Raw genomic sequence first — 13,478 nt, 5'->3', positions numbered from 1 at the left:
CTTCCCTGAAAAGGCTGAGATGGCTAAGGACTACTATGAATGGAAACAATCTGGATTAAGAATCCTCTCGCAATCTACACTGGCTCACTGGCTGATGCAGAAGGCGGTATTGTCATTAAAGGTAATACAATCATTGAGCTGGTTGGCAAACACAAAGAGCCAATCTTACCCGTAGATTACAGCGTCGACGCCTCTCGTCATGTTGTGACTCCTGGGCTTATCAATGCGCACCACCACTTCTATCAAACCCTAACGCGTGCCTACCCCGGCGCACTGAATAAAGAACTCTTCCATTGGCTACAAAGCCTCTATCCAGTTTGGGCCAACCTCGATTCGGAGATGATGAGCCTTGCCACAGAGTTAGCTCTGGTTGAGTTGATGATGTCGGGCTGTACCACAGCGTCAGACCATCATTACTTGCTGCCAAACGGGCTAGAGCACGCCATCGATTTACAAGTTGAGGCCGCAGAGAAACTAGGTGTAAGAGCGATATTTACGCGCGGCTCCATGAGCCTAGGGGAAGATGAAGGTGGGCTACCTCCACGACACACCATTCAAACCGAACAAACCATTATCGATGACAGCCAACGCTTGATCCGCGATTACCACCAGCGTGATGAAGGGGCGATGATTCAAATCGCACTCGCACCTTGTTCGCCGTTCTCAGTCACCACCGATCTAATGAAAGAGACCGCCAAGATCAGCGAACGTGAAAACGTCATGATGCACACGCACTTATGTGAAACACTCGATGAAGAGGACTTCTGTATCGAGAAGTTTGGCCTGCGCCCTGTTGATTACCTAGAAGATGTCGGCTGGCTGAACGAACGCACTTGGCTTGCACACGGCATTCACTTCAATCCAGAAGAGATCAAGCGCTTGGGTAAAGCAGGCATTGGCATCAGCCACTGCCCGACGTCCAACATGATGTTGGCTTCTGGTATTTGTAAGAACAACGACCTCGAAGCCGCTGGCGTGAAAGTCGGCCTAGGTGTCGATGGTTCCGCCTCGAATGACGGCTCCAATATGATTGCAGAAGTGCGCATGGCGATGTATCTACAACGCCTGCAATATGGCTCTGCCAATGTTTCACACTTCGACGCACTGCGCTGGGCAACGTCAGGATCGGCACGCGCAATGGGTAGAACGGATATCGGTACACTAGAGGTCGGTAAACAAGCCGACATCGCGATGTTCAAGCTCGATGACATTCGTTTCTCTGGCAGCCACGATCCGCTGGCAGCACTACTACTCTGCGGCGCTCAACAAGCGGATAAAGTGATGGTAGCCGGAAAATGGCGAGTTAATGATGGCGCCGTTATTGGCGTAGACATGGAGCGACTGATGCACCGCCACCATGCAGCTGCAATGAAGCTAGGTAAACTGGCGATGAATAATTAAATACTCTCTAACTAGAAAAGCGAAAAAAGGCCGACGTGATGTCGGCCTTGTTCATTCAGTTCGATTTTTAGAAACCGATTTACATCTTAATCCATCAAGCTCTTCGACTTAATCGCCTTCTTAGAAAGCTCTTTGGCAAAGGCTTTGATATCTGTTTCAAACTCATCGACGCTTTGGCGGATTTCATCCAGTTGAACGGTTTGCATTACACGGTTTTCCATTACGATTTGGCCGTTCACAATCGTCGTGTCGATGTTGCTTGGGTTCGCTTGGTAAACCAAGGTCGCGTAAGGGTCGTAATTTGGCATCATGTTCGCTGATGTTGTCTCTACAATCACGATGTCTGCCTTCTTACCCGCTTCAAGAGAACCGATTTGATCTTCCATGTGTAGGGCTTTCGCGCCACCTAATGTCGCCATCTCGATAACTTGCTCAGGAATCATGATAGTGCGGTCAGAATGCTTTAAACGTTGCATGTTCGCTGCGTAGCTTAATGTGCGCATGATATCGACTTGGTTAGAGCTCATTGGGCCATCTGTTCCTAAGCCTACTCGCATGTCAGCACGGTACATATCCCATGCTGGTGCGATGCCAGTTGCACCTTTAGCGTTCGCCATTGGGTTGTATGAGATCCCTGCGTCAGCTTGCTTTAGAAGCTTTTGATCGTTCTCCGAAAGATGGATACCGTGAGCAATGACTACGCGCTCGTCCAGCACACCAATTTCATCCATGTATTCGACTGGCGATGTTGCCTTAGTTTCATCTTTGATGCGTTTCTCTTCATTTGGGAATTCAGCAACGTGAATCAGCACCGGCACATCGTATTGAGCAGACAGCTTGTTGATTTCTTGCAGCTTATCTTTGCTCACGGTGTACACCGCATGTGGCGCATAAGCAGGCGTGATTAGCTCATCGTTTTTGTATTGTTCGATAAAGCCTTTGGCGTATTCAATGCCGCCGTAAGGTTCTTTGGCATCGACCACTGGGAACTTAATCACGGTTTCGCCGAGCACAGCGCGTAAGCCGACTTCTTTGGTCGCCTTGGCCATTTCATCCATGTGGTAATACATATCGGCATAAGTGGTTACACCGCTTTGTGCTAGTTCGATAGAGCCAAGCTTGGTTGCGTTGTAAATCAGTTCACGGCTTAGCTTTTCGGCTTCTAGAGGGAAGAAGTAAGCGAACAGACGATTCGAAATACCCTCTTCCCCTAAGCCACGAAACGCGATCATCGGTAAATGGTTGTGCGCGTTCACCATACCCGGCATGACGATTCCATCTTGAGCATCAATCACTTTTTCTGCGCGATATTGAGTCATTAAATCCTCGGTACCGACTGCGATGATCTGGTCGTTTTTCACTACAACAACACCATCTTCAATCACATCCATTTCTGAATTAATGGTGAGAACCTGTCCGTTGGTGATGATCAGATCAGCGTTGTATGTTTGCGTCGCGACCGTTGAACCGCAACCTGCAAGCAGAACTGCGCTGATGGTGCATGCCAAGCTTTTAAGCGTCATTGCTAAACCTTAATGTTGTGCGTGTAATATTGTTAGCGGCTTCATCTATAAGTTTCCAGCTTTTCGCTTTTCAGAAGAGTAAGTGCCGCCAATTTTCGCGATACTATAACCTGTCATTTAAATAAAATGGCATACCTAATCGAACCGAATTCAAGATAAATGAGTTATTGCACAACAGGTCACAAAAGAGGTTCTGTGCTTATAGTCACTCACACACCTAGATAAACGTTCAAACAACATTAGCTTTTCACACCACAGCCTTTAATCACTAACTGTGTGATGAACTGAGCGGCATCGGCATAGTCTTTATCATCGAGTTGGTCCTTCTGCATCACGCTGCAAATCTGCCAGCCAAAATCGGCGTAGGTTTGAGTTGCCGCCCAGATGGTAAACATCAGGTGATGAGCGGGAACATCGTCCATTAGGCCCTGCGCCGACCATGTCGAGAACTTATCAAGAATCATCTGGGATTGCTTATACAGCTCGTCACCAATCTCTTTCGGCAATACTTTAGCGCCAGACATCACTTCATTGGCAAATACCTTAGAGGCATGTGGATGATCGCGAGAAATGATCAGCTTGGTTTGAATATATTGAGACAAGGCTTCAACAGGATCGCTGAGCTCTTCAATCGGACGAGACGCTTCTAGTAAAGGCTGAGTGACGGTTTCAAGCACAGCGTTGTAGAGCTTATCTTTTGAGCTGAAATAATAGAATACGTTAGGCTTGGGAATGTCGGCCGCTTTCGCGATATCGGCCATTTTTGTTGCAGCATAACCATGAGTGGCGAATTGTTCACACGCGACTTCGATGATTAAATCTTGATTCTTTTGTCTGATCCTAGACATATTGCATCCTTTACAGCTCGTTACTAAAATCATAGTAATCAACGTGCTTCATTAGTCCAGAAGATAATCTCAGAACTCAAGGTCACCGCATTGATAACAATAAAATGGCCGCTCTATTTGTTAAGAAGCGACCATTCCATACCGTGTTTTTGAACTGTTCAAGTTAAAGAATCAATATTGCGCGGAAGTCATTCACATTTGTCAGCGTCGGCCCCGTGGTAAGAAGCACATCGACTTGCTTGAAGAAATCGTAGCTGTTGTTGGCATCGAGGTAGTCTTGCGCTTTAAGCGACAGGCTCGAACCTTGTTGCCATGTTTGAGGCGTGATCCATGCGCCCGCATTGTCTTCAACACCATCAATCCCGTCGGTATCAGCAGCCAATGCAAATATGTTGTCTTGGCCTTTAAGCTCGTTATACAAGCTCAACAAGAACTCACAGTTACGCCCACCGCGACCATTCCCTTTAACGGTTACCGTGGTTTCCCCGCCGGAAAGTATCACGCAAGGCGTCTCAAATGGGTGCTTGTTATTAGCCACTTGTTTGGCTAGCGCAGCATGCACCTTCGCGACATCTCGCGCTTCTCCCTCTATGCAATCACTCAACACATAAGCGGGAATACCCAAGCCTTCAGCTTCTGCAGCAGCGGATTCCAATGCCGACATCGGCGTGGCAATAATATGGTGCTCTGCGTTTTTCCAACAGACGTCATCTGGCTTAACGGTTTCTGACTCTGGATTATTTAACCATTCAAATGCCGAGCGTGGTGTTTCTATTTGGTAACGCTCTAAAATTGCCATCGCATCAAAACGCGTAGTGGTGTCGGGTACGGTTGGGCCAGAGGCAATCACACTAATGTCATCACCCGGCACATCAGAAATCGCCAGTGACACAACCCTTGCAGGATACGCCGCTTTAGCAAGTCGACCGCCTTTTATCGAAGATAGATGTTTACGCACACAGTTCATCTCATCAATGGCTGCGCCCGACTTGAGCAGCGCCTTATTGATTTGTTGCTTCTCAGCCAAGCTAATGTCGCCACCGGGCAGGCTTAGCAAAGCAGAACCGCCGCCAGACAGTAGACAAATAACGGTGTCGTCAGCACTCAGGCCACTCACTAATTCCAGCATACGTTGGCTCACTTCTAAGCCCATCGCATCCGGGACGGGGTGTGCCGCTTCGATCACCTCAATGTGTTCGCAAGGTGCGGTGTGTTCGTAGCGGGTCACGACGAGACCTTCAAGGTCACGCAGTGCGAGATCTTGCTGTTGCTTTGCTTGCCAAACCGCTTCAAGCTCAGCGGCCATCGACGCGGCTGCTTTTCCTGCGCCAATTACCACAGTTCGCCCAGCTTGGTTAGCTGAGCGGTAAAAAATGTCTTGAGGAAGAAAAGGTTCGATGTGATTTTTAGGTAGCGCCTGATTAACAGCACTTGAGAAAAGGGTTTGCAGAAACTGCTTAGCATCAATGTCCATCAGCCACTCCTTAGTTGACGGAGAAAAAAAGAACCCCGATACAAGGCCAAAGGGTGCCTGCTAAGATCAAGTTGGAAAGGAACAACTTCAACCTTTGCCTCGTATCAGGAACGCGTATAAAAGGAGACGAAACTACGCGATTTATAAACAAACTCTTGGGCTACGAATCGATAGCAGCCCTAATTAATTAACGGATAATCGGTTGATTGATTAACCACTAAACGGACAAACCGTTAACTAGATTAACGAATCGAGTGGTCAGAGCGTTTCTCTATCGCTTGGATAAGCGCAGAGTGATCCCAACCTTCACCACCCATTTCGGCACACTCACCAAACAACTCTTGAGCGTTGGCCGTATTCGGTAGCGCGACACCCAACTCTTGCGCACCCGTTAGCGCTAAGTTGAGGTCTTTTTGGTGAAGTGAGATTCTAAAGCCAGGGTCGAATGTGCCTTCAACCATACGCTCACCGTGCACTTCCAATATCTTAGAGTTAGCAAAGCCACCTAATAGCGCCTGACGTACGCGTGCTGGATCAGCGCCTGCTTTCGAAGCAAAGACTAACGCTTCAGACACGGCTTCGATATTCAGCGCCACAATGATTTGGTTTGCGACCTTACAGGTTTGACCCGCACCGTTGTCGCCTACTAGCGTGATGTTCTTACCCATAATTTCGAACAGAGGTCGTGCTTTATCAAAGGCGTCTTGCTCACCGCCCACCATGATAGTCAGAGCCGCGTTAATCGCGCCCACTTCACCACCTGAAACTGGCGCATCGAGGTATGAAGCACCACCTTCGTTAATGCGCGCTGCAATGGCTTTGGTCGCGATTGGCGAGATTGAACTCATATCGATAACCAGCTTACCCGTTGCACCACCTGCTGTGAGACCTTGCTCGACGCCGTTGTCACCAAACAGGACATCTTCAACTTGAGGGGTATTGGGCACCATTAAGATAATGATATCCGCTGCTTCAGCCGCTTCTGCTGGTGAGTGGCAAACCGTTGCTCCTGCTGCCACAAGATCAGCAGGCGCTGCATTAAAGTGGTCCGACAGAATCAAATCGTAACCTGCTTTTTGAAGGTTACTCGCCATAGGTTTCCCCATGATGCCAGTTCCGATAAATGCAATTTTAGACATGTTGTTCTCCTTAACGTTTGAGGGTTACCAGACGCAATTAACGGTACTGGTGCAGCCAACCAAGGCCTTCTGTCGTTGTCGTTTTTGGTTTGTATTCGCAACCCACCCAGCCTTGATAGCCAAGCTCATCAAGATAGTTGAGCACGAACGGGTAATTGATTTCTCCAGTACCCGGTTCGTGTCGGCCTGGGTTATCCGCCAGTTGCACGTGTGCGATTTGACCAATGTTCTGTTGCATGGTCGGCGTAAGATCGCCTTCCATAATTTGCATGTGATAAATATCGTATTGGATAGAAAGGTTATCGCTCCCTACCTCTTTGATGATCGCTTTAGCTTGCTCTGTGGTGTTTAAGAAGAAGCCCGGAATATCACGGGTATTGATCGCTTCTATCACTAAGCTGATGCCTTCTGCTGCTAGCGCGTTTGCCGCGTAATGCAGGTTAATCACAAACGCCGATTGCGCATCTTGCTGGGTCACACCTTGCGGAACAATCCCGGCTAAGCAATTCACTTGAGTACAGCCGAGCGCTTTTGCGTAAGCGATGGCTTTAGGTACACCCGCTTGAAACTCTTCAACTCGTGCTGGGTCTACCGCGATACCACGATCACCAGCATCCCAATCACCCGCAGGCAAGTTAAATAGCACTTGCTCTAGGTTATTAGCGTCGAGCTTTGCTTTGATTGCCTGAGCATCAAAAGCGTAAGGGAAAAGATATTCTACGCCCTGAAAGCCCGCTTCTGCGGCAGCTTCAAAGCGGTCCATAAAATCAACTTCCGTGAATAACATTGACAAGTTTGCTGCAAATTTTGCCATGACTCTGTCCTTATTCTTTATTTGGTGAAACTATGACTGTTTAGTGAAGCAACGGTTATTTGGTGGAGCTACGGTTGCTTAGTAAGCCTCGCTCTATTGGAGACTTTCCGTAGAGCTAAACCTCAGCTCTACGGATACACATTACTTAATGATTACTTGTACGCTAACGCTGTTGGAGCATCGCCGCGGCTTTCGGCAAGTGGCTCAAATTCGTTGATGGCGTTGATCTCTACGCCCATCGCAATGTTGGTTACTCGTTCAAGAATCAGCTCAACGACCACTGGCACCTTGTGCTTGTTCATCAGCTCTTTGGCTTGCTCAAACGCCGCCGCAATTTGGTCTGGCTCACGAACTCGAATTGCCTTACAGCCTAGGCCTTCAACAACTGCGACATGGTCAACACCGTAGCCCTCAAGCTCTGGCGCATTCTGGTTATCAAAAGCCAGTTGTACACAATAGTCGATATCAAATTGGCGCTGCGCTTGGCGAATCAATCCTAGGTATGAGTTGTTCACCAACACATGAATGTATGGCAGATTGAATTGCGCACCGACGGCCAGTTCTTCAATCATGAATTGGAAATCATAGTCACCAGAGATAGCGACAATGTCGCGATTTGGATCGGCCGCTCGTACACCCAATGCGGCTGGTGTTGTCCAACCCAATGGGCCAGCTTGACCACAGTTGATCCAGTTACGCGGCTTATAAACATGCAGGAACTGAGCGGCAGCAATTTGCGACAAACCAATGGTGCTCACATAACAAGTGTCACGACCAAATGCCTTGTTCATCTCTTCATAAACACGCATCGGTTTCATTGGCGCTTCATCGAAATTGGTTTTACGCAGCATGGTCGACTTGCGTTCCTGACACTCACTTGCCCAAGCATTTCGGTTCGGCAGCTTGCCAGCATCACGCCACTCTTGCGCCACTTCAACCATTAGCTCTAGTGCTGCTTTCGCATCAGAGACAATGCCTAAATCAGGACAGAACACACGGCCTATTTGGGTTGGTTCAATGTCTACATGTACGAACTTTCGGCCTTCGGTGTAAACATCCACAGAACCGGTATGACGGTTAGCCCAGCGGTTACCAACACCAAACACAAAATCAGAATTAAGCATGGTTTCATTGCCATAACGGTGAGAAGTTTGTAGCCCTACCATACCCGCCATTAACTCATGATCATCCGGAATCGAGCCCCAACCCATTAAGGTTGGAATCACAGGAACACCAGTGATCTCGGCAAACTGCTGCAACAATTCAGACGCGCCAGCGTTAATCACGCCACCACCAGATACAATCAGCGGTTTTTCAGATTGAGACATCATGGTTAATGCTTTCTCAACCTGCGCGCGTGTCGCTTTTGGTTTGTATGGTTCAAGCGGCTCATAGGTATCAATATCGAACTCAATCTCAGCCAACTGCACGTCTAAAGGCAAGTCGATCAAAACAGGGCCAGGGCGTCCAGAACGCATCAAATGAAAGGCTTTTTGAAATGCGCGTGGTACTTGAGCAGGTTCCAGCACCGTGGTTGCCCACTTAGTGACTGGTTTAGCGATAGATTCAATATCAACCGCTTGGAAGTCTTCTTTGTGAAGGCGAGCACGCGGAGCCTGACCTGTAATACATAGGATTGGGATTGAATCTGCAGACGCCGAATAAAGCCCCGTGATCATGTCCGTTCCCGCAGGGCCAGAGGTACCAATACACACACCGATATTGTCTTGATTGGTACGCGTGTACCCTTCGGCCATATGCGATGCACCCTCTACATGTCGAGCTAAGACGTGGTCGATTCCTCCAAGCTTTTTCATAGCCGCATACATAGGGTTAATTGCTGCGCCGGGAACACCAAATGCGATGTCTACACCTTCACGTTTAAGCACTTCTACCGCTGCTTCAATCGCTTTCATAATTGCCATTCGAACCTCCAATTCAGATTGTATACAATTAAACCAACTTTTGTGTACTATGAATCATCCTCAGCATTTATCAACCCCAAAATGAAACATTTTCATTACATCAGCCCATCACATTAAGTCCTCACTTACCCTGAAAAGCTTACAATTCATTGCTTTACATAAAATATCTTTACGTAAAAATAAATTACAAAAAGATCAAATGATAAATAAATGTTAAATATCGTTTGCTTGTTTACAACTTCTACCATATAAATATCCTTAAAAAGAGCATTTTGTATACAAAATGACATCGTATTGTGTAAAGGAGACAAGCAATGATGAATGACGTGAAAGAGAGAGAAGAAGTACAATGTATGCAGGTACTTGGGAAGATGGACAACTCCGAGTACAAAGAGATCTTGTCTAAAGATGCATTAAAATTCTTAGAAGCTCTCGTCAATAAGTTTGGAGATCGCCGTCATGCCCTGCTAAGTGACCGCGACGTAAAACAAGCTCAATATGACGAGGGTGAGTTACCCAATTTCAGAAAAGACACCATTTCCATTCGCCAGAATAAAGAGTGGAAAGTGGCAACGCCGCCGCCAGAATTGCTGGATCGCAGAGTAGAGATCACCGGTCCTATCGAGAGAAAGATGGTGATCAACGCGCTAAACTCAGGCGCGAAAGTCTTCATGTGCTGCTTTGAGGATGCGTCTTCCCCAACTTGGGCCAATATGGTCGAAGGGCAAATCAACCTAAGAGACGCCAACCTTGGCACCATTAGTTACTTCGATGAGAAGAAGCAGAAGCGTTACCAATTAAACGACGATCCTGCACTGCTGATCGCACGCCCACGAGGCATTCACTTGCCAGAGCAATCCATCCAATTCAACAATCAGCCTATCGGCGGTTGCTTGATGGACTTCGCCTTGTACTTTTTCCATAACTATCAATCACGAGCACAACAAGGTTTAGGGGTTTACTACTACATTCCCAAGCTTGAGAGCATGGAAGAAGCACAGTGGTGGGACGATGTTTTCAGCTTCACCGAAAACTATTTCCACGTACCCAAAGGCACCATTCGTGCGACGGTTTTGATTGAGACGCTTCCAGCCGTATTCCAAATGGAAGAGATCTTGTACGCAATGCGTGATCATATCGTGGCAATGAACTGTGGCCGTTGGGATTACATCTTCAGCTACATCAAAACGCTGAAAAACCATAAAGACCGCATCCTGCCTGACCGCCACGGGATCGGCATGGATCAAGAGTTTCTAAATGCCTATAGCCAACTGTTGGTGCGTACTTGTCATGCTCGCGGCGCACTGGCGATGGGTGGTATGTCAGCCTTTATTCCAGCGAAAGACCCGCAAGAGATGGCGCGTGTCACCGCCAAAGTCATTGAAGACAAACAGAGAGAATCCCAGAACGGACATGATGGCACATGGGTCGCGCACCCTGCACTGGTTGATTTGGCAATGTCGATCTTTGATAAGCACTTAGATGGCAAAGTAAACCAAATGGATTTTCAAAGCCCGGAGCATGTGATCAATGCAGACTCGTTGCTAAAACCTTGTGAAGGCAGCCGCGACGAAGCCGGCGTGCGCAAGAATATCCGTATTGCGCTGTATTACATCGAAGCTTGGATTCAAGGCTACGGCTGTGTACCTATCTACGGCCTTATGGAAGATGCCGCCACCGCAGAGATCTCAAGAGCCAATATCTGGCAATGGATCCACCACGGCGTCACGCTTGATGACGGCCAAACCTTTACCAAGCAACTATTCCACTCTTGGCTTTACCAGGAGTTAGACACGATAAAACATGAAGTCGGAGACTCGCGCTATTCAGCTGGTCGATTTGAAGAGACAGCTGATCTTTTCTATCAACTTTCTACAGCCGAAGAGTTCGCCGCCTTCCTAACTTTACCCAGCTATGGGCTATTACAAGAGTCCAGTTAGGACTCTTGTACCGAGCTGAACCAGTCAATGATTATTCACAAACTAGAGTAATGATTGGCTGGCTGAGCTTGGTACGTATGCCCCTTGAAAAACTAGGAGATAACATGGGAAGTTTGACTCTACAACAAGCGTTAACCATCATCGATGGAACCTTAAAAGCAGGAAACAAAATCCACACAGAACCTTTGACGGTCGCCGTCTTAGACAGCGGTGGCAAGCTGATTTCTCTGCAACGTCAAGACGGCTCTAGCATGATGCGACCAGACATCGCGATTGCTAAAGCGTGGGGAGCACTCGCACTGGGTTGTTCCTCTAGAAAACTCGCCCAAGATGCTGATAATCGACCAGCATTTATCTCCGCCGTAAACGTACTCGCACACGGAAACATGGTGCCAGTGCCAGGGGGCCTACTGATTCGAGATAAGGATAAAACGGTACTTGGTGCGATTGGGGTCAGCGGTGACATCTCAGACATCGACGAAAGTTGCGCCATTAACGGCATTGGTTGTGCAGAACTGTTCAGTGACGAGATGCTGCAAGCTTAACTCGCCAATTCGCTGTACTTGAAGTTCTTAAACAAGCACAAAAAAACCGAAGCGATTAAGCTTCGGTTTTTTATTGAATCTAAAGGAAGATCAGAAAAACTACTCGTACGCGCTCAACCATGTTTTCAGAAGTTGGTTGGTGTTCTTCTTCTGACTCGCAGACAATGATTTAACCAGTTTTTTCTGCATTTCGACATGTTCAGTCATCATTTGGTCAATCAGAATAAGACCATCTTTTGTTAACTGAACACTCACGCTGCGTCTGTCTTCTTTGCTGTGTTCACGACTGATCAGCCCTTTGGCTTCTAGCTTATCAAGGCGATTGGTCATCGCGCCAGATGTCAGCATCATGGATCCAATCAGTTCAGATGGCGTCAGTCGGTAAGGCTTCCCAGAACGTCGCAACGTCGCCAGCACATCAAACTCACCCAGCTTCATGTCGTATTTTTTATGAAGCTCGGCAACTTGCGTCTCCATATACTTGGCAATACGCATAATCCGACCCATCATTGCCATAGGCTCAGTATCTAGTTCGGGCTTTTCCTTTGCCCATTGCTCTACTACGCGGTCGATAGCATCCATTTGCAATCTCGCTCCGTTGTTAGTCTGATTACTTCAAACTAGTTTAACATAAAGATACTTTACAACCACTAGTTCTCAGTATACAGTTCACACAATAGTTATCTTAACGTAAAGATATTTTAAATGAACATATTATTAGCAATGATCCCCGCGTTCTTTTGGGGAACAACCTATGCAGTGACGCAATTTACGCTACAGGAGTGGCCACCATTATTATTGGGTGCTTTGCGTGCGTTACCTGCTGGTTTGTTATTGCTAGCAGTAAAACCAACACTGCCTAAAAAAGGCGAGTGGCAAATCATTTTCACACTGGGCCTTATCAATATCGCGACCTTCTTTGGCTTGATCTTCGTGATGGCGCTAACGCTGCCTTCGGCAATCTCTGGCGTGGGCATGATCTCCGTGCCGGTGTTCGCGATGATCTTCCACTGGGTAGTGAAAAAACAGCGCCCGCATCTGATTCAAGCCCTTTCGGGTATTGGCTTGATCACCTTAGCGTGGATACTGTTTAACCCAAGCCAAATTGCTCTGAACCCAATCGGTTTAGGCGCAATGTTTGCCGCAATAATGTGTATTGTCATCGGCAGCAGCATTACCAAGTCACTGGGTAACCGCATGCACTGGTGGAAGGTATTAACGTGGCAACTGATTTTGGGTGGTACGATTTTGTCTATCGCTTCTGGCGTTCATGCCTTCATCGACCCACAGCCTTATATTAATGCTGTCACTCATTTCGATACTCGCAACGCTATGGGACTCGTGTGGGTGATTGGCCTAAACACAGCGCTGGGTTACGGTATGTATGTGTGGTTACTGCAACGTATGTCAGTGGTTGATTTCACCTTCGGTGGTATCGCCAACCCAGTAGCTGGCATCGTGACCGGTATGGTGTTAATGGGTGAATCATTTACTCCAGTCCAATATTCACTAATGACCGGCATGATAGTGATGTCGCTGCTACCGCAACTTATTCTGGCAGTAAGACAGTCCAAACAAGTTAAGCCTGTTACGCAGTAGATATCGCCTCTTAAACGTATTGATCAAAAACGCGCCTAATTGTAGGCGCGTTTTTGTTGCTACGCAGAAAGCAAGAACCTAACAGCTATACTCACCGAGTTGATCATTTCTTGAACCAAATTAAACCTCACAAAGAATAATGACTTTACTTAAACTATCTAAAGTGAATTTATTTTCTATAAAATAATTATATTAGAGATTTAATTTCCACATAAAACGTAAATTAGAGATAAAAAGACAAAACTTTTCTCCGACTACCTTTTTATACTG

Annotated in this window: 11 protein-coding genes; 4 read left to right on the top strand and 7 right to left on the bottom strand. The window is 47.2% G+C overall.

Features of this window, described 5'->3' with window-relative positions; all coding sequences use genetic code 11:
• Nucleotides 1-39: 39 nt before the first annotated feature.
• The gene (locus AB4623_RS12510) at nucleotides 40-1,401 is read left to right on the top strand and encodes an 8-oxoguanine deaminase (RefSeq protein WP_372146517.1); all 1,362 of its coding nucleotides are present in this window, start codon (nucleotides 40-42) and stop codon (nucleotides 1,399-1,401) included.
• A gap of 86 nt (nucleotides 1,402-1,487) precedes the next feature.
• On the opposite strand, the gene AB4623_RS12505 is transcribed toward AB4623_RS12510, so the two are convergent.
• From AB4623_RS12505 to gcl, 6 genes are all read right to left on the bottom strand, one after another.
• A complete protein-coding gene (locus tag AB4623_RS12505) occupies nucleotides 1,488-2,924 on the bottom strand; it encodes an amidohydrolase (RefSeq protein ID WP_136982323.1) in 1,437 nt (478 codons plus the stop codon).
• Nucleotides 2,925-3,163: 239 nt separating this feature from the next.
• Entirely contained in the window at nucleotides 3,164-3,772 is a 609-nt protein-coding gene (locus AB4623_RS12500; RefSeq protein WP_102332259.1) for a TetR/AcrR family transcriptional regulator, read from the bottom strand.
• A 163-nt stretch (nucleotides 3,773-3,935) separates the two neighbouring features.
• The gene (locus AB4623_RS12495) at nucleotides 3,936-5,246 is read right to left on the bottom strand and encodes a glycerate kinase (RefSeq protein WP_372146515.1); all 1,311 of its coding nucleotides are present in this window, start codon (nucleotides 5,244-5,246) and stop codon (nucleotides 3,936-3,938) included.
• 242 nt (nucleotides 5,247-5,488) lie between these two features.
• Nucleotides 5,489-6,385, bottom strand: a complete 897-nt coding sequence (locus AB4623_RS12490) for a 2-hydroxy-3-oxopropionate reductase (protein ID WP_372146513.1) — start codon at nucleotides 6,383-6,385, stop codon at nucleotides 5,489-5,491.
• Nucleotides 6,386-6,422: 37 nt separating this feature from the next.
• Nucleotides 6,423-7,199 (bottom strand): hydroxypyruvate isomerase, encoded by a 777-nt coding sequence (gene hyi, locus AB4623_RS12485; RefSeq protein WP_017075254.1) that lies wholly within the window; start codon nucleotides 7,197-7,199, stop codon nucleotides 6,423-6,425.
• Nucleotides 7,200-7,351: 152 nt separating this feature from the next.
• On the bottom strand, nucleotides 7,352-9,124 hold the full coding sequence (gene gcl, locus AB4623_RS12480) for a glyoxylate carboligase (RefSeq protein WP_372146511.1): 1,773 nt from the start codon (nucleotides 9,122-9,124) through the stop codon (nucleotides 7,352-7,354).
• 314 nt (nucleotides 9,125-9,438) lie between these two features.
• Between gcl and aceB the strand changes: the two genes are divergently transcribed.
• Together aceB and AB4623_RS12470 are read left to right on the top strand one after the other, a co-directional pair.
• A complete protein-coding gene (gene aceB, locus AB4623_RS12475) occupies nucleotides 9,439-11,064 on the top strand; it encodes a malate synthase A (protein WP_372146509.1) in 1,626 nt (541 codons plus the stop codon).
• Nucleotides 11,065-11,168: 104 nt separating this feature from the next.
• Nucleotides 11,169-11,609, top strand: a complete 441-nt coding sequence (locus AB4623_RS12470; RefSeq protein WP_008220964.1) for a heme-binding protein — start codon at nucleotides 11,169-11,171, stop codon at nucleotides 11,607-11,609.
• Nucleotides 11,610-11,708: 99 nt separating this feature from the next.
• On the opposite strand, the gene AB4623_RS12465 is transcribed toward AB4623_RS12470, so the two are convergent.
• The gene (locus tag AB4623_RS12465; RefSeq protein ID WP_017061583.1) at nucleotides 11,709-12,191 is read right to left on the bottom strand and encodes a MarR family winged helix-turn-helix transcriptional regulator; all 483 of its coding nucleotides are present in this window, start codon (nucleotides 12,189-12,191) and stop codon (nucleotides 11,709-11,711) included.
• Between the two features lie 123 nt (nucleotides 12,192-12,314).
• Here AB4623_RS12465 and AB4623_RS12460 point away from each other — a divergent pair, with 123 nt between their 5' ends.
• Complete coding sequence (locus AB4623_RS12460; RefSeq protein WP_372146507.1) at nucleotides 12,315-13,208, top strand: DMT family transporter; 894 nt, start codon at nucleotides 12,315-12,317, stop codon at nucleotides 13,206-13,208.
• The last annotated feature ends 270 nt before the right edge of the window (nucleotides 13,209-13,478 follow it).

This window comes from Vibrio sp. 10N.222.52.C12, assembly GCF_041474215.1.
Lineage (GTDB): Bacteria > Pseudomonadota > Gammaproteobacteria > Enterobacterales > Vibrionaceae > Vibrio > Vibrio crassostreae_C.
The sequence above is the reverse complement of the archived record's forward strand: the minus strand, read 5'-3'. Positions and strand labels throughout refer to the sequence as shown.